The 19,492-nt window shown below is 65.6% G+C and carries 17 protein-coding genes; 11 read left to right on the top strand and 6 right to left on the bottom strand.

What is annotated here, in order from left to right; genetic code table 11:
- Nucleotide 1 precedes the first annotated feature (1 nt).
- The 3 genes from DBR47_RS04555 to DBR47_RS04545 form a co-directional block, all read right to left on the bottom strand.
- The gene (locus tag DBR47_RS04555) at nt 2-868 is read right to left on the bottom strand and encodes an energy transducer TonB (protein ID WP_124447378.1); all 867 of its coding nucleotides are present in this window, start codon (nt 866-868) and stop codon (nt 2-4) included.
- 2 nt (nt 869-870) lie between these two features.
- On the bottom strand, nt 871-2,907 hold the full coding sequence (locus DBR47_RS04550; protein ID WP_124447376.1) for a ribonuclease catalytic domain-containing protein: 2,037 nt from the start codon (nt 2,905-2,907) through the stop codon (nt 871-873).
- Between the two features lie 162 nt (nt 2,908-3,069).
- Nucleotides 3,070-3,291, bottom strand: coding sequence for a hypothetical protein (locus DBR47_RS04545; protein WP_124447374.1), 222 nt, complete (start codon nt 3,289-3,291; stop codon nt 3,070-3,072).
- Here DBR47_RS04545 and DBR47_RS04540 point away from each other — a divergent pair.
- A complete protein-coding gene (locus DBR47_RS04540) occupies nt 3,290-3,853 on the top strand; it encodes a hypothetical protein (protein ID WP_124447372.1) in 564 nt (187 codons plus the stop codon). The two genes, DBR47_RS04545 and DBR47_RS04540, sit on opposite strands and share 2 nt — an antisense overlap.
- A gap of 252 nt (nt 3,854-4,105) precedes the next feature.
- Here DBR47_RS04540 and DBR47_RS24530 read toward each other — a convergent pair whose 3' ends face one another.
- The gene (locus DBR47_RS24530) at nt 4,106-4,270 is read right to left on the bottom strand and encodes a hypothetical protein (RefSeq protein ID WP_156089034.1); all 165 of its coding nucleotides are present in this window, start codon (nt 4,268-4,270) and stop codon (nt 4,106-4,108) included.
- Here DBR47_RS24530 and DBR47_RS25430 point away from each other — a divergent pair.
- The 6 genes from DBR47_RS25430 (at nt 4,269) to DBR47_RS04510 (ending at nt 13,220) form a co-directional block, all read left to right on the top strand.
- The gene (locus DBR47_RS25430) at nt 4,269-5,315 is read left to right on the top strand and encodes a transposase (RefSeq protein WP_124447370.1); all 1,047 of its coding nucleotides are present in this window, start codon (nt 4,269-4,271) and stop codon (nt 5,313-5,315) included. The two genes, DBR47_RS24530 and DBR47_RS25430, sit on opposite strands and share 2 nt — an antisense overlap.
- 186 nt (nt 5,316-5,501) lie before the next feature.
- Complete coding sequence (locus DBR47_RS04530) at nt 5,502-5,798, top strand: potassium channel family protein (RefSeq protein WP_231512123.1); 297 nt, start codon at nt 5,502-5,504, stop codon at nt 5,796-5,798.
- Between the two features lie 113 nt (nt 5,799-5,911).
- Nucleotides 5,912-8,098, top strand: a complete 2,187-nt coding sequence (locus DBR47_RS04525) for a prolyl oligopeptidase family serine peptidase (protein ID WP_197046867.1) — start codon at nt 5,912-5,914, stop codon at nt 8,096-8,098.
- Between the two features lie 6 nt (nt 8,099-8,104).
- A complete protein-coding gene (locus DBR47_RS25425; protein WP_197046866.1) occupies nt 8,105-10,714 on the top strand; it encodes an ABC transporter substrate-binding protein in 2,610 nt (869 codons plus the stop codon).
- Nucleotides 10,711-11,544, top strand: a complete 834-nt coding sequence (locus DBR47_RS04515) for an ABC transporter permease (protein WP_124447364.1) — start codon at nt 10,711-10,713, stop codon at nt 11,542-11,544. The genes DBR47_RS25425 and DBR47_RS04515 overlap by 4 nt, the downstream gene beginning before the upstream one ends.
- Nucleotides 11,541-13,220: an ABC transporter ATP-binding protein gene (locus DBR47_RS04510; RefSeq protein ID WP_124447362.1), complete on the top strand. Its 1,680-nt coding sequence runs from the start codon at nt 11,541-11,543 to the stop codon at nt 13,218-13,220. The genes DBR47_RS04515 and DBR47_RS04510 overlap by 4 nt, the downstream gene beginning before the upstream one ends.
- Here DBR47_RS04510 and DBR47_RS04505 read toward each other — a convergent pair.
- Together DBR47_RS04505 and DBR47_RS04500 are read right to left on the bottom strand one after the other, a co-directional pair.
- A complete protein-coding gene (locus DBR47_RS04505; RefSeq protein ID WP_124447360.1) occupies nt 13,199-14,194 on the bottom strand; it encodes a P1 family peptidase in 996 nt (331 codons plus the stop codon). The genes DBR47_RS04510 and DBR47_RS04505 overlap by 22 nt on opposite strands.
- A 29-nt stretch (nt 14,195-14,223) precedes the next feature.
- Complete coding sequence (locus DBR47_RS04500; RefSeq protein WP_124447358.1) at nt 14,224-14,910, bottom strand: Pr6Pr family membrane protein; 687 nt, start codon at nt 14,908-14,910, stop codon at nt 14,224-14,226.
- Between the two features lie 204 nt (nt 14,911-15,114).
- Between DBR47_RS04500 and DBR47_RS04495 the strand changes: the two genes are divergently transcribed.
- The 4 genes from DBR47_RS04495 to DBR47_RS04480 all read left to right on the top strand — a co-directional run bounded on the left by DBR47_RS04495 (nt 15,115) and on the right by DBR47_RS04480 (nt 19,455).
- Nucleotides 15,115-15,276 carry a DUF3149 domain-containing protein gene (locus tag DBR47_RS04495; RefSeq protein ID WP_124447356.1) on the top strand — a complete coding sequence of 54 codons (162 nt, stop codon included), beginning with the start codon at nt 15,115-15,117 and terminating at the stop codon, nt 15,274-15,276.
- Between the two features lie 125 nt (nt 15,277-15,401).
- Nucleotides 15,402-16,664, top strand: coding sequence for an MFS transporter (locus DBR47_RS04490; protein ID WP_124447354.1), 1,263 nt, complete (start codon nt 15,402-15,404; stop codon nt 16,662-16,664).
- Nucleotides 16,665-16,846: 182 nt separating this feature from the next.
- Nucleotides 16,847-18,874: a methyl-accepting chemotaxis protein gene (locus tag DBR47_RS04485; protein ID WP_148090412.1), complete on the top strand. Its 2,028-nt coding sequence runs from the start codon at nt 16,847-16,849 to the stop codon at nt 18,872-18,874.
- Nucleotides 18,875-18,975: 101 nt separating this feature from the next.
- Nucleotides 18,976-19,455 carry a hypothetical protein gene (locus DBR47_RS04480; protein WP_231512122.1) on the top strand — a complete coding sequence of 160 codons (480 nt, stop codon included), beginning with the start codon at nt 18,976-18,978 and terminating at the stop codon, nt 19,453-19,455.
- Nucleotides 19,456-19,492: the final 37 nt, after the last annotated feature.

Here is a 19,492-nt window from a genome sequence, read left to right as displayed (position 1 = left end):
TCTACGGGTTGCTGCTGCTACTGCCGCTCACGCTGGTCTCCAAGCCGTCTTCGCGGGTGAAGCGAAAGCGTGAGGTGATCACCAGCACCTCGGCGCCCTGGCGCATGGCCGGGGTGAAATTGCCAAAGGGCGAGGCGGCCCGCACGATGGCCACGGCCCGGCGGTCCAGATTGGCGTCGCCCGAGGGCGCCACGATATCGGTTTCTATCACCCGGCCGCGCTGATCCACATGGATATTCATGGTCAGCTCGCCGTAGAGCTTGCGGCCCTTGTGCTCGGGGAAGTCACGGGTGCCGCGCTCCTCGATGCGATGGCGCAGATTGTCGTAATACAGGGCGTAGACCACCTCGCGGGTGGCCGGGCTGATGTAGCGCTTGCGCGGGCGGGCGCTTTCCTCGTTGACGCGTTTTTCAATTTCGGCCAGCAGCTGCACCAGGGCGCGGCGGCGCTCGGCCTGCTCGCGGGCGGCTTCCGAGCCTTTGTCGCGTTGCGGGTCGGGGGCGGGCATCTGGGCCAGCTCACGCCGCACCTGAGTCAGCAGCTGCTGCTCCTGCTCTTTCAGCTGGGCGATCTGCGTGTGTTGCGTCTCCACCGCCTCGCCCACTTCCATCAGCTTGGAGGGCGGCAGGGGCGAGGTTGCTCGGCCCGCCTCCATCTCGCCGCCGCCGGCCAGATTGGCCTGGGCCAGGGCCGTGGCCTTGGTCGGCGCCTCGCTGCTGCGGCTGTTGACGAGGATGACTTCCAGCGGCGTGTCCTGAAACAGCCGGTCAAAGCGATTCGGGTCCACCAGGCGCAGAGTGAGCAGGCCCCCGTGCAAAAGCAGGGAGGCCGCCAGGGCGATCTGGAGGGTGGTGGGCCGCCAGCGCATTGCTAAGGTGCTGCGACCTCGGTTGCGGGCGCGGCTGCGTCCTCGCCTTCCGTGAGGTCCAGGGCCAGCGTCAGAGGGCCGGCGCCGGTGTCCTCATCGTCTTCCTCGGCATCGGCGACTTCGGTGGCCACCTCATCCAGGCGTTCGATCAGGGTGGCATGCACGTCCAGCGTCATCTCGTCCGTGCCGGTGATGCGCACCTTGACGTGCGCGCCACGTGCCAGCGGCTCGCAGCCCAGGGCCTTGAAGACCAGGGGCAGTTCGTCGGCACGCACCAGGCCGTCCTTCATCACGGTGGCGGTCAGCTCGGTGATGTTGTTCTGCACCAGATAGCGCAGGGTCCAGAAACGCTCGATGCCATTCTGGAAGCCGTTGTAAGCGCTATAGGCCGCATCAAAGCCCGAGATGATGGAGAAGAGCTGCGCGTCCTTGGGCTTGAAGGGCGCGACCAGGGCCGCCGTGCGGCCGTTCTTGGCGCAAGCAATGATTTGCCACTGATTGACCAGGTCCACATAGCGGCGCAGGGGCGAGGTCGACCAGGTGTACTGAGCCACGCCCAGGCCGGCATGTGGCTGAGCGCGGGTGCCCATGCGCACCTTGATGCCAGGCGCCATGCTGGCCTGGCTGCGGTAGATGCCGGGCAGGCCCAGCTCGTTGATCCAGGCGCCCCAGCTGGAGTTGGCCAAAATCATGGCCTCGGCCACGATCAGGTCCAGCGGCGCGCCGCGCACCCGGGTGCTGATGCTGACTTGTTCGGTCCCCTTGGGCTCGGTGGCACCACCCGAATCCAGGCGGAAGTTGTAGTCTGGCCGGTTGAAGTTCTCCGGCTTGCCACGCACGACTTCGCGCTGCTTTTTGAGCACCTGCGCCAGGCGGAAGCAAAAGGCCAGCTCGGGTGCGAAGGCGTAATCCGCGACTTCAGCGCCGGTCAGCGTGGCCTCGGTGATCACGCCGTCCAGTCTGTCGTGGCGCAGATTGGCGGCAATCCGCACCCGCTCCAACTTGGTCTCGCTGCTTTGAATCGCCAGCGTCGCTTCATCCAGGCTGAAGTAGATGGAGACGGCCGGGCAGTCCCGCCCTTCGATCAAGGTGTAGGCCTGCACCACCTCGTCGGGCAGCATGGTCAGCTTCCAGCCCGGCATATAGACGGTGGACAGGCGCTCGCGCGCCACCTTGTCGATGGCCGAATCCGGCTGCACCGCCAAGCCCGGCGCTGCGATGTGCACGCCAAAGGTGACGGTGCCCGTGCCCAGACCTTGCACGGACAAGGCATCGTCGATCTCGGTCGTGGCCGAGTCGTCGATGGAGAAAGCCTGCGCGCTGGACAGCGGCAGCTCGTCCTTGATCTCCGGCGCCACCAGCTTGGGGAAGCCCACGCCCTTGGGGAACTGCTCGAACAAAAAGCGCTTCCAGTGGAACTGGTAGGCGCTGGTGATGGCGCCCGCGCCCTGCAGCAAGTCCAGCGGGGCCTTGTGCGAGCGGCGGGTGGCCTCGACCACGGCCTTGTACTCGGGGCCGTTCTTGTCGGGCTTGAACAGAATCTTGTAAATCTGGTCGGCAATCGGCTGCGGGCATGTGCCGGCCGCCAGCTCGGTGGCCCATTGCTCGATCTGCAGCGCTTGCTGGCGCTTGCGCTCAATGCCCAGCAAGGCGGCCTTGACGGTTTCTTCCGCCGCCTTCTTGAACTGGCCCTTGCCGGCGCGGCGGAAGTAATGCGGCGCCTCAAACAGGCGGAACAGCGCTCCCACCTGGTGGGCGGTGCTGCACTTGGCGTCGAAGTAATCGCGAGCCAGATCGGCAAAGCCGAACTCGCCCTCGGGCGCGAACTCCCAGGCCAGGTCGAGGTCGATCTCCTGGGCCAGGCGCTGGCCTTCGGCGATCAACTCGGCGGGCGAGGGTTTTTCAAATTTAAGCAGCACATTGGCCGCTTTCACTTTGACGCGCTTGCCTGATTCCAGTTCGACCTGCATCGAACTATCGGCTTCAGACATCACGCGGCCGGCGAGGAATTTTCCGGCTTCATCGAACAGTGCAAACATAGGGTGGGGATTGTCGCTGATTGGCGGGAGGGGCTTCCCGAGAGTGGGGCAGCGGGCTCGGCGGCCATGTGCGGCGGTGTTTTTTCCCTTGCGCGAAACTAGGGCCAGGCTGCTTAGACTGCACGCCTGATCAAGCGGCCCATCGCGCCGGATAGGGAGGTCTCAATGACAGCAAGGCAGGTGCGCGCCCGATTGGCTTGGCGCGGCAAGGCGGGGGCGGACATGACTTGGATTCAACAGATATCCCTCAACGCCCAGCTTGAGGACGCCCGAAGCGCGGAATGCCTCGTTGAGTCGGCAGTTGCTATTGATCTGAAGGATGCCCTCGCCGAGCGCTTGTCCTGCCAGCTCACTCGCTTCGTTTGCAATCTCGGTGGCATTCATGCCTAAGTCGCTGCTTTGGATCGGCGCCTTGCTGCTCGCCCCGGTGATCTACAACTTGGACGCCATTGCGGGGCAGTGGAAGTTCAACAAGATGTGCCGGGAGGAAGGCGGGCCGAGGTTTTACGCGCCATTGGAGAAGGATGTGGGGTGGGAGGTGGAGGGGCATGACCCCGAGGACATGGCCCAACCCTTCCGGTTCGAGCGCGTGGCATTCGTTCGATTTCAAGACAAAGAAAATCAATGGCATGACGTCCGCGTTGATGGCTGGCTAGGCCCATATCGGCGGAAATTCATCTTCTCACCCGTGGCGCCAGATCATCCAGTTCGTTACAGGTATCGAGATTTCCGGGAACGCATGACTGATGAGCGGTTCGGCAAATCGCACCGCCAGGTTATTGATCTTTCCAATGGCCAAATCGTGGCCAGTTACACACAAATTTCCTACGAATGGACCAAGCCAGAACGGATGCTTCTTGCTGCACCGACTGCAACGGGCTGCTGGAATCAGCAGGGTGACTTTGACCAGTTCTTCAAACATATCTTCGATCTAGGGAGCAAATGACCACGATTTCCGATGTGGCACTGCTGAGTCGACCTGTGTCGACCAAGTCCAACAAGTCCAAGACACCCATGCAACAGCCGCAATTGACTTCGCCGAAATTTTGATGGGTGTACCAGACCCTAACTGTTGAATCAGAGTCAGCAGTCGGTGGTTTGACAAGGCTGTCTGGGGCACCCAGTGCGCCAGCCAAGCTGGCGAAACTCGAGACGAAACTCGGAGACACCGATCCAAACCCCGCAGCTCACAAAACGATCAAATCCCGGTCGTGTGGCGGGTTCGGCCTTGCCTGAGCCGATGCGAGCCTCGGCCTGAAGGGTTGTTTTCATAGACATCCACCAATTTGAGGATGCCGTCCCGGCGCTCCCCCAGCATCATGAAGCCCTGATCCACCCCGCGATCCTCGTCCGTCATCACCATGCCTCGCGCTCGCCAAACCTTGGTTGATCTGACGCTAACCCCCTATTACCACGTGGTGGGTCGCTGCGTGCGGCGTGCTTTCTTGTGTGGGGTGGACGCCTACAACCAGCGCGACTACGGCCACCGCAAGGCCTGGGTGGTGGATTTGCTGGCTCGCTTGGCAGCAGGCTTTGCAATTGATGTGGCCGCCTACGCCGTGATGTCCAATCATTACCACCTGGTTGTGCGGGTGAATCCACAAAGTGCGGCCCAGTGGTCAGAAAAAGAAGTGGCGCGGCGCTGGCAACTCTTTTTTGGCCAGCATGTATTGGTCACGCGCTATTTGCAGGGCCAATGCGGCACGGCGGCCGAGCGCGCGGCGGCGCAAAAGATGTTGCAGGTCTGGCGTGAACGGCTGTGCAGCCTGTCTTGGTTTATGCGGGTCTTCAACGAGAAGCTGGCGCGCCAGGCCAATGCGGAAGATGGCTGTACGGGCCGCTTCTGGGAAGGGCGCTTCCGCAGCCAAGCCTTGCTGGACGAGGTGGGTTTGCTGGCCTGCATGGCTTATGTGGACCTGAACCCGGTGCGCGCGGGCATGGCGCCGACGCCGGAGGCCAGCGAGTTCACCTCGATTGAGCAGCGCGTCAAGGCCTTGTTGCAGGCCGAGAAGTCGGCCCCCACGCCTGCCAAGACGGAAGGCGAACCCTCTTCACCCCCGCCGCGCCTGATGCCGTTCATGCCCGAGGGTCTCGCCAAAGCCAAGCCCTCGGCCAAGCAGCTTCCCTATCAGCTGCAAGACTATCTGGAACTGCTGGACTGGGCCGCCCGCATTGAGCGGAGGGGTAAGCGCGGGCTTGTGTCCGCCGACACGCCCGCCATTCTGGAACGCCTGGCCTTGGAGCCGGAGCGCTTTCGGGCGCAGTTGCAAAGCCAGTTCAGTTTTCGCGGCGCGGTGGTCGGGCGGCGGGAGACGGCGCGGGCTGCGGCCCGGCAAAGCGGCCGGAAGTTCTATCGGGGCGTGTTGTTCGGCTCTGCCTTGCCTGAGCCGCCGCGAGCTTCAGCCTGAACGAGCAGGCCGGCCGAGCCTGGTCGGCAGAGATTCGCTGAGCGGGGGAGGTGCTTTGTCACGCCACAATACCCACCCCATCCACAACGCCTTGTCGGGGACTTCATGACCTCTCTGCTGCTGACCCTCCTCAGATTTCTCGGCGGTGTTCGTCAGGCCTGGTCGAGGCCGGACTTTCGCAGTGTCTTGACGCTGGTTGCCATGACCTTGAGCTCGGGGACGATTTTCTTCCGCACGGTGGAGGGCTGGAGCTGGATCGATGCCTTCTATTTCAGCGTGACGACCATGTCGACCATCGGCAGCCCAGGTCTGGCGCCGCAGTCGGACTTTGGCAAGCTGTTCACCACGCTCTACATCGTCGTGGCTGTGGGCTTGTTTGTGGCGCTGATCGCATTCCTGGCCGAAGGCATGGTGGCCAACTCCCGCGCATTGCGAGACAAAACCTCAAACGCGGGTTCAAACCGCTCCCCGCAGCCCGATTGAGTTTGCCGTCGCTGCCCACCTCGTGCTTAAGATGCAGCACCGAATCGCAAGCGCCCCGGCCACCCGCTTGGCGCGCGCCCTCTTGTTGTCTTGAACGGAACTCAAGAACCATGATGAATCTACGTTTGAAGCGCTCCACCACTTCCCTGGGCCTGGCCCTGGCCATCGCCTGCGGCTTCGCTGCCCAACAGGCGAACGCCCAGGCTGTCGCTTACCCGGCGACGCCGCAAAAGCCGGTCAGCGACAACTATCACGGCACGGTGGTGGTTGATCCCTATCGCTGGATGGAGGATATGAAGGCACCGGAGTTCCAGAGCTGGATGCGCACGCAATCGGCCTTTGCCGCCGATTTACTGAGCCAGTTGCCGGGCCGTGCGGCCTTGCGTGAGCGCCTGGGCCAGCTCTCGGATGCAGGCGAGAGCACGGGTGGCTACGAGGTGGTGGCGGGCAAGCTTTTTTATATGAAGCGTGCGCCCGGGCAGAACCAGGCGCGGCTGTGGCAGCGCGAGGGGCTGGAAGGCGCGGAGCGCGAGCTGCTGGACCCGAACAACTTGCCGGGCGAGCCGGGCAAGCATGCGATCGACTGGTACAGCGTTTCGCCCAATGGCAAGTTGCTGGCCCTGGGCCTATCCAAGGGCGGCTCGGAGAACAGCGTGCTTCGCGTGCTGGATGTGGCCAGCGGCAAGTTCCTGAGTGAGGCCATCGCGCACACCGGCTTGAACGAGGGCGGCGTGGCCTGGTTGCCGGATTCCTCCGGCTTCGCCTACAACCGCCACCCCGCCGACGAGCGCTACAACAAGAGCGCCGTCTATCTGCACAAGCTGGGCCAGGACGCGGCCAAGGATGTAGCGGTATTCGGTTGGGAGGTCAGCCCCAAGCACAAGTTTGCGATCCCTGATCTGCCCTATCTGCGCCTGTCCAAGGACTCTCACTTCGTCTTGGCCGAGGTGCTGCATGGCGATGCGGTGGATCATTCCTTCTGGGTCGCCCCGGCCAAGCAGCTCAAGGGCGCGGCCACGCCTTGGCGCCAGGTCGTTCGGCCCGAAGACCGCGTCATCCACGCCGCGCTGGCGGGTGACAAGCTTTATGCCTTGACGCAGAAGACGGCCTCGCGCCGCCAGCTGGTGAGCCTGGATTTGACCAAACCCAATGCCAAGTTCAAGGCCGTGCTGCCGGCCGGTGAGAGCGTCTTGCAAACCCTGGAGGTGGGCGATGACGCGGTCTATGTGAAGGCGCTGGACGCGGGCGTGAGCAAGCTCTGGCGGGTGGACCGCAAGAGCGGCGCCATCAGCACCGTGGCCCTGCCTTTCGAAGGCACGCTGCGCGGCGTCAACGCCTTGAAGGACGGCAAGCTGCTGGTGCTGCTGGAGGGCTGGACGCAGGCGCCGCAAAGTTTGCTGATCGACCCACGCAAGCCGGGCGAGGCCCCGCGTCAGCTGTCCATCCAAAAGCCGGTGGCCGTGGATACATCGGGCGTGGAAGCACGCCGGGTCATGGTCAAGAGCCATGACGGGGTGATGGTGCCGTTGTCCATCATCGCGCCCAAGGGCGCGGCCCTGGACGGCCAGCATCCCACCATCCTGACCGGCTATGGCGCTTACGGCATCACCATGGAGCCGCGCTTTGCCGCCACCCGCCTGGCCTGGACGGAGCGGGGCGGCGTGCTGGCCACCTGCCATGTGCGCGGCGGTGGTGAGTTAGGTGAAGAGTGGCACCAAGGCGGTTATATCGCCACCAAGCAAAACACGGTGTCGGACTTCATCGCCTGCGCCGAATGGTTGATCGCCAACAAATACACCTCGCCGGCCAAGCTGGCCGGCACCGGCGGCAGCGCGGGCGGCATCACCATCGGCGGCACCATCACCCAGCGCCCGGATCTGCTGGCCGCGGCACAAAGCGCGGTGGGCCTGTCCGATATGTTGCGCATGGAGACCACGCCCAACGGCGCGCCCAATGTGGCCGAGTTCGGCACCGTCAGCAACCCGGCCCACTTCAAGAGCATGTATGCCTTGAGCCCCTACCACCTGGTGCAGGAGGGCCGCGCCTATCCGGCCGTCATCGTCACCACCGGTGCCAATGACCCGCGGGTGGAGGCCTGGATCCCGGCCAAGTTCGCGGCCCGCATGCAGGCGGCCAACCCGGACAGCCTGGCCAAGGGCAAGCCGACGATTTTGCGGGTGGACTTTGAGGCCGGCCACGGCATGGGCTCGGGCGTTTCGCAGCGCCTGGATGAAACCGCCGATGTGTGGAGCTTCTTCCTCTGGCAGTTCGGCGACGCGGCCTTCGCACCCAAGCGCTAAACCGTCTTGCTGACATCGACCCTGGGACGCGTTCTGCGGCTGGGCCTGCTGTTGCTGGCCTGGCTGGGGCTTGTCTTTGCCTCTGCCGCGCAGGCGGCGGCTGAACCTGCGCCGCAAGAGCAGCGCCTGCGCGTGGCTTTGCAGCTGGAGCCGCCGATTCTGGACCCCACGGCGGGTGCGGCCGCGCCCATCAGCGAGCTGGTCTACGGCAATGTCTTCGAAGGCCTGCTAACGCTGGGTGCCGACGGCGAGCCCCAGCCCCGGCTGGCCCTGCGCTGGGACATCGCGCCCGATGGCCTCAGCTATGAGTTTGCGCTGCGGCCCGGCGTGCGCTTCCACGACGGCACGCCTTTCGACGCTGCGGTCGCCAAGTTCTCGCTGGACCGCGCCCGGGCGCAGGGCTCCATCAACCCGCAGCGCTCCAGCTTGCAAGCTATCCATGCGGTGGAAGTGCTCGGCCCCTTGCGTCTGCGCATCCAGCTGCTGCGTCGCCAGGGTGGTTTGTTGCAAGCCTTGGGTGCCGGCGCCCTGGTGATGGTGGCGCCCGCCACGGCGGCGACGAATAGCAGCCATCCGGTCGGCACCGGCCCCTATCGCTTCGAGGCCTGGCGGCGCGGCGAGGCGGTGGAGCTGCGCCGCTTCGACGGCTACTGGGGCGGCCGCCCGGCCATCGCCCAGGCCAGCTACCGTTTCATCGCCGACCCCTCGGCCGCGTTTGCGGCGCTGATGGCGGGCGATGTGGATTTGTTTTCCAACTTCCCCGCGCCCGAGAACATCGCCCAGTTCCAGGCCGACCCGCGCTTTGCGGTGGAGATAGCCTCCAGCGAAGGCGAGACGATTCTCTCGCTCAACCACCGCCACCCGGCTCTGGCCCAGCTGGCGGTGCGACGCGCGATAGCCCATGCCATCGACCGACGCGCCCTGATCGAGGGCGCGATGTTTGGTTTTGGCCAGCCGATTGGCAGCCATTTCCCGCCCAGCAATGCGGCGTATGTGGACCTGACCGGGGTCTATCGCTATGACCCGCAGCGGGCCCGCAGCCTGCTGGCTCAGGTGGGCCTGGCTCAGGGTTTGAGCCTGCGCATGAAGCTGCCGCCCACGCCCTATGCGCGGCGCAGCGGCGAGATCATCGCCGCCCAGCTGGCCCAGGTGGGCATCCAGGTTCGCATCGAAAACCTGGAGTGGGCGCAGTGGCTGGACCAGGTCTACAAGCGGCACGACTTTGAACTCAGCGTGGTCGCCCATGTGGAGCCGCTGGACTACACCATCTACGGCCGCGAGGGCTATTACTTCGGCTACCAAAGTGCGGCCTTCAAGGCCTTGCTGGCCAGGCTGGATGAGCAAACGGAGCCAGCTGCCCGGCATGAGCTTTTGCAGGAGATTCAGCGCAAGCTCAGCGAGGATGCGGTCAACGGCTTTCTGTTCCAGTACCCGCGCCTGCTGGTGCGCAATGCGCAGCTGCGTCTGGGCGGCCCGCCCAATGCCCTGGGCGTGGTGCAGCTGGGCGCGGCGTCTTATGCGCCGGGTGCGCTGGGTTCATTCAATCTGCCCGCCCAGGGCAGTCGGGCTTGGGGTTGGGGCGCGTGGTTGACGCTGGCCGTCTTGGGCCTGGCGGCCACCGGTCTGGCGGCCCTGATGGCCCTGGCCTTGCGGCGCAGCGGCCCGCGTTGGCTGGCCCAGCGCCTGCTGGGTCTTGGCCTGACCCTGGTCTTGGCCAGCGGCCTTGTGTTTGTGCTGGTGCAGCTGGCGCCGGGCGATCCGGCGCGCTACATGATGGGGCTGAATGCGGATGCCGAGGTGCTGGCTGCCTTGCGCCAGCAGCTGGGCCTGGATGCGCCCGCGCTGCAGCGCTACGGCCAGTGGATCTGGGGCTTTGTGCAAGGCGACTTCGGCCGCAGCTACACCTACCGGGTGCCGGTGAGCCAATTGCTGCAAGAGCGCTTGCAGGTCTCGCTGCCCCTGGCCGTGTTGGCGCTGAGCCTGGCGGTCTTGCTCGCCCTGCCTGTGGGCCTGATCGCTGCGCATCGACGTGGCAGCTGGGTGGATGGCTTTTTGAGCAGCCTGACCCAGCTGGGCGTGGCCGTGCCGAATTTCTGGCTGGGGCTTTTGCTGGTGCTGGTGTTTGCCGTGGGCCTGCGCTGGCTGCCGGCCGGTGGCTTTGAGGGCTGGGAGGCAGGGCCCGGGGCGGCCTTGCGATCCCTGCTGCTGCCCGCCCTGGCCCTGGCCTTGCCGCAGGCGGCCATTTTGGCGCGGGTGCTGCGCGGCGCCTTGATCGCCTGCCTGCATGAAGACTATCTGCGCAGCGCGCGCGCCAAGGGCTTGAGCGCCTGGCAGGCCTTGTTGCGCCATGCCTTGCCCAATGCCCTGGTGCCGGTGCTGACGATTCTGGGCATGCAGTTTTCTTTTCTGCTGGCGGGGGCCGTCATCATCGAGAACGTGTTTTTCCTGCCCGGCTTGGGCCGGCTTTTGTTCCAGGCCGTGGCCCAGCGCGATCTGATCCTGCTGCAAAGTCTGGTGCTGCTGCTGGCCGTGGCGGTGGCGGCCGTCTCCTTTGTGGTGGAGATGGCTTACCGCGTGGCCGACCCGCGCATCGGCAACCGGGTGGCGCAAGCATGAGCATGAAGCCGGCCAACACCTCGCTGCGCCTCGGCTTGGCCCTGGGTCTGGGCTTTTTGCTGCTGGGCCTCTTGTCCGCCGTTTGGACGCCGTATGACATCAGCCAGCTGGCCGTCTCGCAACGCTTGCAAGGGCCTAGCGCCCAGCATTGGCTGGGCACCGATCAGTTAGGGCGCGATGTGCTGTCCTTGCTGATGAAGGGCGCGGCCACCTCGCTGGGCGTGGCCTTTGTGGCGGTCAGCCTGGGCGCTTGCCTGGGCCTGCCGCTGGGCCTGTGGGCGGCGGCGCGGGCGGGCTGGGTGGACGAGGCGGTGATGCGGGCGGGTGATGTGGTGTTTGCCTTCCCCTCCTTGCTGCTGGCGATTCTGCTCAGCACCTGGTTGGGCCCGGGGCGCAGCAGCGTGATCCTGGCGATCGCCGTGTTCAATGTGCCGGTGTTTGCCCGCGTCGTGCGGGCCGGCGCGCTGAGCTTGTGGGCGCGTGATTTCATCCTGGCCGCGCGGGTGGCGGGCAAGGGGCCGCTGCTGATCTCCTGGCAACACCTATTGCCCAATCTGAGCGGCTTGTTGCTGGTGCAGCTGAGCATCCAGTTTTCTGTCGGGCTCTTGGCCGAGGCGGGCTTGTCTTATCTGGGCCTGGGCGCCCAGCCGCCGGTCGCCAGCTGGGGCCGTATGTTGGCCGAAGCCCAAACCCTGACGGCCCTGGCGCCCAGCCTGGCCTTGTTCCCCGGCCTGGCCCTGGTGCTGGCCGTGCTGGGTTTCAATCTGCTGGGCGAAGGCCTGCGCCAGCACTGGGACCCGCAGCGTGAAGCCGCGAAGGCCATGCCATGAGCTTGACGGTGAACGCGCCCCTGCTGGACATCCGCGGTTTGCGGCTGGCGATCGCCGGCCAGCCCCTGGTGCAGGACTTGAGTCTGCAGCTGCAGGCCGGTGAAATCCTGGGTCTGGTGGGCGAATCGGGCTCGGGCAAATCGCTGACGGCCCTGGCCCTGATGGGCCTGGCGCCGCCGCAGTCCGAGATCGAGGGTCAGGTCTTGCTGGCGGGGCAGGACTTGCTGGCGCTGGATGAGCTGCAGATGAATGCCCGCCGTGGCAGCGAAATTGCCATGGTTTTTCAGGAGCCGATGACGGCGCTCAACCCCTTGATGCGCATAGGCGATCAGGTGGCCGAGGTCTTGCGTCTGCCGCGCGCCGGCCGGCCGGGCCTGGGGCGCCGGGCGGCGCTGGCCCGCGCGGCCGAGTTGCTGGACCAGGTGGGCCTGCCCGAGTCTCGGATCGGCATGGCGCGATTGCCGCATGAACTCTCGGGCGGCCAGCGGCAGCGGGTGGCGATTGCCATGGCCCTGGCGCTCAGCCCCAAGCTCTTGATCGCCGACGAACCCACCACCGCCTTGGATGTGGTGACCCAGGCCCAGATCCTGGCTCTGCTGCGCGAGCGGGTGCGGGCCCAGGACTGTGCCCTGATCCTGATCAGCCATGACCTGGCCGTGGTGGCCGAGCTGGCCGACCGGGTGGCGGTGATGCAGGGCGGCCGCCTGCTGGAGCAGGGCGACACCTTGCAGATGCTGAGCCAACCCAGGGAGCAGGGCAGCCGCCATCTGCTGGCGCATTCCAGGCTCAGCCCCAGGCTTGCGGCGCAGCAGCAGCCAGAAGCCGCTGAGGAGTCGTTCTCGCAGGCCCCCCCCTTGCTGGAGCTGCGTGATTTGCGGCGCAGTTTCTTCGCCCGCAGCGGCATGCTCTGGCGTGCCCAGGAAGCGCAGACGCGAGCGGTGGACGGCGTGTCCTTGCAGATCCGCCGGGGTGAGAGGTTAGGTCTAGTCGGTGCCTCGGGCTGCGGCAAGTCCACGCTTTTGCGCTGCGTGCTGGGCCTGGACAAGCCCCAGGGCGGCGAGGTGCTTTTGCAAGGCCAGCGTTTTTGGGGCGGCATGGATGCCTCGCAGCGCGAGCTGCGTCGCTTGGTGCAAATCGTGTTCCAAGACCCTTACGGCAGCTTCGATCCGCGCTGGCGGGTCTGGCAGCTGGTGGCCGAGCCCTTGCATCTGCTGGGCGAGGACGCCGACTCGGCCCGCCTGCGTCAGCGGGTCGGGGATTTGCTGGAGCTGGTCGGCCTGGCTGCCGAGGATATGGACCGTTATGCCCATCAGTTCTCGGGCGGCCAGCGGCAGCGCATCGCCATTGCCCGAGCCCTGATCGTGCAGCCCCAGTTGCTGGTGCTGGACGAGGCGGTGTCGGCCCTGGATGTGTCGCTGCGGGCGCAGATCCTGGCCCTGCTGGATCGCTTGTCGCAGGAGCTGGGCCTGGCCCTGCTGTTTGTCTCGCACGACCTGGCTGTGGTGCGGGCCGTCACCGATGTCTTGCATGTGATGGATGCCGGCCGCATCGTCGAGAGCGGTGCGACCGAGGCCTTGTTCAGCCGGCCTCAACATCCGGTGACCCAGGCCTTGCTGGCGGCCACGCCGGATCTGGACCGGGCTTTATCCCTGCGTCATTCCAAGTTGGCCAGATAGACGGCGCGGGCAATCGCCCTCGCCAGGCAGTCCGCCGCGGCGGAGCCGAGGCGGGCGATCTGAACCTGGCGCGCCATGCCATCGCCCAGCTGCTGCTGGCCACCGGCCAGGGCGAACACGGTGTCGCCATCAAACGGGGTGTGGGCCGGGCGCACAGCGCGGGCCAGGCCGTCTTGCGCCATCATGGCCAGGCGTTTGCATTCGGCGCTGGTCAGATCGGCATTGCAGGCCACGATGGCCAGCGTGGTGTTGGCACCGGCCTGGTGGCGGCCCAGGGCCGCCAGCTTGGACTGGTCGGGCACGGGCTCGATCACCGGCGCAGTGCCAAGCGGCCTGTGCCCACCAAACTCTGCGTCAATCTCAAACGGCCAGGCCCAGAAGGTTTGGCCATCGGGCATCAGGGCCGAGCCGACCGGATTGGCCGCGACCAGGGCGCCAACCAGCAGCCCGTCGCCCAAGTCCAGCGAGGCCGAGCCCAGGCCGCCAGGGATGAGGCCAGCCATGGCACCGCGCCCGGCGCCCACTCGGCCCAGGGCGAAGTCTCGCTGCGCCGCAGCCACCGAGGCCAGGCCCAGATCGCGGTAAGGTGGGTTCAGGCCCCAGGCTTTGTCACCCCCATTGCCCAGATCGTGCAGCACGGCGGCCGGCACGATGGGGATGGCGGGCGAGCCCTCGGTCAAGCGCAGGCCAAGACCCGCATGGGATAGAGCGGCGGCAACGCCATCGGCGGCGGCCAGGCCGAACACCGAGCCGCCGCTGAGCACGATGGCATGGGCCCGGCCGACTAAGTTCTCCGGTGAGAGCACCTCGGTCTCGCGGCTGCCAGGGCCGCCGCCGCGCACGTCCACACCTGCGGCCCAGAAGCCGTCGACCAACAAGCTCGTGACGCCGCTGCGGCAGGCTTCGTCGCTGGCGTGGCCCACGCGCAGGCCGGGGACGTCGGTGATCAGGTTCAGGGGGCCGGGGCGCAGCATGGGCTTCCTTCAGGGTGGGTGAGCGGAGTCTAAATTCCTCGGCCCGCCTGGCGCCAGCGGGCCAGCCCCAGCAGCAAGGCGTGGGCCGCCACAAAGCTGAGCGCGATGCCCAGGGCATAGGCCGCCACGGCCGCCGCGCCACCCGCTTGCTCGGGTCTGAGGAAGGGGTAGGGGTACCAGCCGGTGGCCGCACCACGCAGCATTGTGTAAACCAGGTAGACGAGGGGGAAGGCCAGGCTCAGGCCCAGGGACTTGGCGCTGAAGCTCAAGACCTGTCCGCTGGCCTGCGGCCGCAGCCACCAATCCAGCAGCAGGGCGCAGGGCATCACATAGTGCAAGACCGTGTTGATCCAGGGCCGCAGGGCGCCCAGGTCCACATGGCGCAGAAGCAGCACAAACACCAGGCCGACCACCAGCATATTGAGAATCGACAGCGCGCGCAGCCTTTGCATGGCCGGCCGGGCCGCGAGGCGGCCTTGCCAAAGCAACTCGTCCAGGGTCAGCACCAAGAGCACGCTGGCGGCGAGCAGATTGGACAGATTGGTGAAGTAGCTGAAGAAATTGACCGGGTCCATCGCCAGGCTCAGATTGATGCTGAGCTGCCAGGCAATCGCGCCCAGGGTCAGCAGGGCTAGGCCCAGGCGCAGCAGGGGCCAGGTCTTGCCGGCTTGGGGCGTGATGGCGCTGATGACGTTGATGGGGCGACTTTCTGGCATCGTGGGCTCGCTAGATGGCAGTGCTTGATCTGGATCATTTTGGGGCATAACGCCTTACTCACTGGTGAATACCAAGCCCTGCAGCTTTGTTTGACGCAGTGCAAAGTCTGCTTCGCGTGCCTTTGCGCAAGCTCAACAAGACTCCGCGACCCCGGGCGCCCAATGGAAGTCGACCTGATGGAGGGTCGACACTGGAGAAAAGCGATGACTGCCTGGAATGTTCTGTTCTCGACCGATGTGGGCCTGATGAGTGTGGCCGGCCTCAGCATCACCCTGGGCTTGGGAGTGTTCTATCTGCGCTATTTCTTGAAGCACATCAAGGAAGATGGCGAGCGCGCAGCCGCGGCCGCAGCCCGCAAGCCCTGAGCCTCCCGTTTGTGCGCAAGCCGGATGAAAGAGCCCGGCTGGCCAAGGTCTTGAAGCGGGGGGCTTGATCTCAAGTGGGCTTGAGCTTTGATACTGGCGCCCTTGTTTTCTTGGCACCGGTGTTAATGTCTTTGCTCTCTTCTTCTGCTTTACCCAACTCTGCCTCGGCGGCCCCGGCCGCCACGATTTTGCGCACCCCCACCTTGTTGCTGATGGCCGTGGCCACCGGCCTGTGTGCGGGCAGCAATTACTTCAATCAGCCCCTGCTGCATTCCATTGCCCAGGCCTTGAACTTGAGCGAGGGCAAGGCGGCCTTGACCGTCACCCTGGCCCAGGTGTCTTACGCCCTGGGCCTGCTCTTCCTCGTGCCCTTGGGTGACAAGCTGGAGCGGCGCAGCCTCTCGGTAGGCCTGATGCTGCTGGCGGCCCTGGGCCTGGCCATCAGCGGCTTTGCGCCCAATTTCGAGCTGCTTTTGCTGGGCACGGTGATGACGGGCCTCTTCTCGGTGGCGGCTCAGGTGCTGGTGCCCATGGCGGCCACCTTGTCCGAGCCGGCGCGCAGCGGCCGCGCCGTGGGTCTGGTGATGAGCGGCTTGCTGGCCGGCATCTTGCTGGCGCGCAGCGCGGCGGGGGTGTTGTCCAGCATGGGCAGCTGGCAGCTGGTCTATCGCCTGGGCGCCGTGGCCATGCTGGCGCTGGCGGCCTTGCTGGCCTGGCAGCTGCCGCGCTCGCGCAATGCGCAGCCGGCGGGCTATCTGCAAATTCTGGCTTCCATGGCCGGGCTCTTGCGGCGCTACCCGCGGCTGCGCACCCGCTCCTTGCTGGGCGCCCTGTGTTTTGGCTCCATGAGCGTGCTGTTCTCCACTCTGGCCCTGCTGCTGGCCGGGCCGGGCTTTGAGCTGAGTGATGCGCAGATCGGCCTGGTGGGCTTGGTCGGGGTGGTGGGCGCTTTGTCGGCCAGCGTGGTGGGGCGGCTGGCGGACCGGGGCTGGGCGCAGCGCGTCAGCGGCGCTTCCTTGCTGCTCTTCGCTCTGAGTTGGGCGGCATTCTGGTGGGGCAGCAGCCAGCTCGGGCTCTTGCTGCTGGGTATTTTGCTGATCGACATCGCCTTGCCCGGTGTGCATCTGAGCAATCAAAACATCATCTACCGCCTGCAGGCCGATGCGCGTTCGCGCATCAATGCGGTCTATATGACCAGCTACTTCATCGGTGCGGCCGGCGGCTCGGCCTTGGGCGCGCTGGCATGGCAATGGGGGGCTTGGCCCGCCAGCTGCGGCCTGGGTTTGGGTCTGGTGCTGCTGGCGGCCGCCGTGTTCGCTCAGGACCTGCGCCTAGCGCGCAGCCACCGGCGCGCAAGCGGCCTAGCGGCCTGCCCGGAAGCTTGCTAGAGCCTGACGCCCTGCGCCGCTGAAACTCGCGCGGCAAGGCCAAAAAGTCCGCTTCTCGCACTTTTGTTGGCGGCCCTGTGGCGCTCTTTTCGGGCCTTTGGCGATAGGCTATCTGCCCATACTTCTTGGGATGGAGCCGTAGGTTTCGGCTTCGCCATGCCCCGGAAATGAAGAGGAATCTCATGTCTTCAAGCGAGCAATTTGTAGCGCCCGCCGTGCGCGCCAGCGCTAGCGCTGGCTTCTTCTCCCATCATGGCCTGTGGGCACCGGGAGTGCGTCTATTCCGGCGCCTGCGCTTCGGCGCCAAGGCCCTCATCATTTCCCTGAGCTTTCTGCTGCCCTTGCTGGGGCTCTTGGCCTGGCAGATGCTGGAGCAAGCCGATGCGGAGTTGAGCGGCCGTCAAGACGCCACCCGCCAGCATGTAGAAATTGCTCATGGCGTGTTGGCCTGGGCGCAGGCGCAGGAAGCCAGTGGCTCGCTCAGCCGCGAGCAGGCCCAGACCCTGGCCAAGCAGGCCGTGGCCAAGTTGCGTTATGACAAGAACGAGTATTTCTGGATCAACGACCTGCAAGCCCAGGTCCTGATGCACCCGACCAAGCCCGAGTTGAACGGCAAGGACGGCTCCGGCATCAAGGACCCCAATGGTCTGGCCGTGTTCACGGCCTTTGCTCAAGAAGTGCGCAAAAACGGCGCGGGCTTTGTCTACTACCAATGGCCCAAGCCGGGCCAGGACAAACCGGTGGACAAGCTCTCCTACGTCAAGGGCTTTGAGCCCTGGGGCTGGGTGCTGGGTTCGGGCATTTATATCGATGATTTGCGTGCCGCCAGTCGGCAGCGCCTGATGCTGAACCTGGCCGTTCTGGTGCCGGCTCTGCTGCTGGCGGCCTATCTTTTCTACTGCTTCTTCCGCGTCATGGACGGCGGCCTGCGCGAGACACGCCGCCATCTGGGCGCCATGACGCGCGGCGATCTGACCACCTCGCCCGACCCCTGGGGCCGCGACGAGGCGGCCGAGCTGATGCTGGATCTGCGCGCCATGCAGCAGTCCTTGCTGACCATGGTGCACAGCGTGCGCGAGTCCAGCGACGAGATCCTGAACTCCAGCAGCGAGATCGCCGCAGGTGCCATGGATTTGTCGGCCCGCACCGAGCAGGCCGCCGCCAATCTGGAGCAAACGGCCTCGGCCATGGAACAGATCAGCGCCACCGTGCGCCAGACCTCGGACCACACGCAGGAAGCCACCCGTATCGCTTCGCAAAACGCTGAGGTCGCCAAGCATGGCGGGGTGGTGATCGGCTCCATGGTGGCGACCATGGAGGAGATTCAGGACTCATCGCGCAAGATCAACGAGATCATCGGTGTCATCGACGGCATCGCCTTCCAAACCAATATCCTGGCCCTCAACGCCGCGGTGGAAGCCGCCCGTGCGGGCGAGCAGGGGCGCGGTTTCGCGGTCGTCGCCTCCGAGGTGCGGGCCCTGGCCCAACGCAGCGCCGGTGCGGCGCGCGAGATCAAGGGCCTGATCACCGCCAGCGTGGAGAAGGTGGAGGGCGGCACCCGCATCGTGCGCGAGGCGGGCAGCACCATGGAAGACATTGTGGGCAGCGCCGAGCGCATCAATGTGTTGCTGGCCCAGATCGCCCTGGGCGCCAGCGAGCAAAGCGAGGGCGTGGGTCAGGTGGGCATGGCCGTGCAGGATCTGGACAAGGCCACCCAGCAGAACGCGGCCATGGTGGAAGAGACGGCGGCCGGAGCCACGGCCATGAAGGCCGAGGCGCAGACCCTGGCCCAGCAGGTCGCGGGCTTCCGCCTGCCTGCTTCAGCGGCCGAGCATCATCGCCCGCAGAAAGAGGCTCTGGACATCGATGTGGATTCCGCCGTGGAGGCGCACCGGCAATGGAAGGTCAAGCTGCGCAAGGCCATCGAACGCAATGAGAAGCTGGACGTTGAAACCATTGCCTGCGACGACCGATGTGCCCTGGGGCAATGGATGCATGGCAAGGGCCGGCAGCGCTTTGGCGGCAAGCCTGATTTCGTCAGCTTGCTGGAGCAGCACCGGCAATTCCACCTGGCCGCCGGCGAAGTGGCGCGGCGCATCAACCAGGGCCAGATGGCCGAGGCCAAGCGCATGCTGGACTCGGGCACGCCTTTCTCGGCGGCGACCAATCAGGTGGCTTTGGCCTTGCTCCAGCTCAAGCGCGGATTCTGAGTCGGTGCCAGCGGCTAATATGGCGTATCGGGTGAGTGGCGCAGGCCTTGCTTGGCGTCAACTCACTAACGTCTAAATTAACCGGAATGGCGAAGCTCATCATGGCTCAAATTCACAAGACTTTTGCACCCCTGGCCGCGGCCTGCTTGCTGGCCCTGGCCGCCGCCCCAGGCTGGGCCGCCAGCTCGGCTACGTCTTCGGTGTCGGACAGCGTCTCCACCTCGGTGGGCAGCCTGTCGGACTCCATCCAGGGCTCCAGCAAGAGCTCGACCGGCGACAAAAAAGTGGCCGCCGGAGACTACAAAATCATCGACATCGCCGCTGTGCCTGGCAAGCCCGGCATGGCTCAGCTGACCTTGCAGGCCGCTGCCACCCCGGCCGGCCAACCGGCCGAAGAATTCCAACTGCTGCTGCCCGCAGCCACCTTGGCCAAGACGAATCTGGCGGCAGGCGGCACGGTGACGGCGCGTGAGCATGCTTACGGCCTGGAGTTCGCCGTGGCCCAAACCAGCCAAGCCTTTTTCCTGGTCTTGCGTGACGAGTGGTTCAAGGAATTGCACAGCAATCCTGTTGTGCTTTGATGCTTGTGCTTTGATTCGCCCCCTGCTTGTCGCGGGC

This window comes from Paucibacter sp. KBW04, from assembly GCF_003852425.1.
Lineage (GTDB): Bacteria > Pseudomonadota > Gammaproteobacteria > Burkholderiales > Burkholderiaceae_C > Paucibacter_A.
Note: the sequence above shows the minus strand (reverse complement) of the source record. Positions and strands in the feature narration are given on the sequence as shown.

Excerpts from the sequence above, each read along its gene's own strand:
- DBR47_RS04495 (WP_124447356.1), top strand. The coding sequence starts at position 15,115 with ATGACTGCCTGGAATGTTCTGTTCTCGACCGATGTGGGCCTGATGAGT.
- DBR47_RS24530 (WP_156089034.1), bottom strand. The coding sequence starts at position 4,270 with ATGGTGATGACGGACGAGGATCGCGGGGTGGATCAGGGCTTCATGATG.
- DBR47_RS04545 (WP_124447374.1), bottom strand. The coding sequence starts at position 3,291 with ATGAATGCCACCGAGATTGCAAACGAAGCGAGTGAGCTGGCAGGACAA.
- DBR47_RS04485 (WP_148090412.1), top strand. The coding sequence starts at position 16,847 with ATGTCTTCAAGCGAGCAATTTGTAGCGCCCGCCGTGCGCGCCAGCGCT.
- DBR47_RS04555 (WP_124447378.1), bottom strand. The coding sequence starts at position 868 with ATGCGCTGGCGGCCCACCACCCTCCAGATCGCCCTGGCGGCCTCCCTG.
- DBR47_RS04510 (WP_124447362.1), top strand. The coding sequence starts at position 11,541 with ATGAGCTTGACGGTGAACGCGCCCCTGCTGGACATCCGCGGTTTGCGG.
- DBR47_RS04540 (WP_124447372.1), top strand. The coding sequence starts at position 3,290 with ATGCCTAAGTCGCTGCTTTGGATCGGCGCCTTGCTGCTCGCCCCGGTG.
- DBR47_RS04480 (WP_231512122.1), top strand. The coding sequence starts at position 18,976 with ATGGCTCAAATTCACAAGACTTTTGCACCCCTGGCCGCGGCCTGCTTG.
- DBR47_RS25430 (WP_124447370.1), top strand. The coding sequence starts at position 4,269 with ATGCCTCGCGCTCGCCAAACCTTGGTTGATCTGACGCTAACCCCCTAT.
- DBR47_RS04490 (WP_124447354.1), top strand. The coding sequence starts at position 15,402 with ATGTCTTTGCTCTCTTCTTCTGCTTTACCCAACTCTGCCTCGGCGGCC.
- DBR47_RS04550 (WP_124447376.1), bottom strand. The coding sequence starts at position 2,907 with ATGTTTGCACTGTTCGATGAAGCCGGAAAATTCCTCGCCGGCCGCGTG.
- DBR47_RS04525 (WP_197046867.1), top strand. The coding sequence starts at position 5,912 with ATGAATCTACGTTTGAAGCGCTCCACCACTTCCCTGGGCCTGGCCCTG.
- DBR47_RS04505 (WP_124447360.1), bottom strand. The coding sequence starts at position 14,194 with ATGCTGCGCCCCGGCCCCCTGAACCTGATCACCGACGTCCCCGGCCTG.
- DBR47_RS04515 (WP_124447364.1), top strand. The coding sequence starts at position 10,711 with ATGAGCATGAAGCCGGCCAACACCTCGCTGCGCCTCGGCTTGGCCCTG.
- DBR47_RS04500 (WP_124447358.1), bottom strand. The coding sequence starts at position 14,910 with ATGCCAGAAAGTCGCCCCATCAACGTCATCAGCGCCATCACGCCCCAA.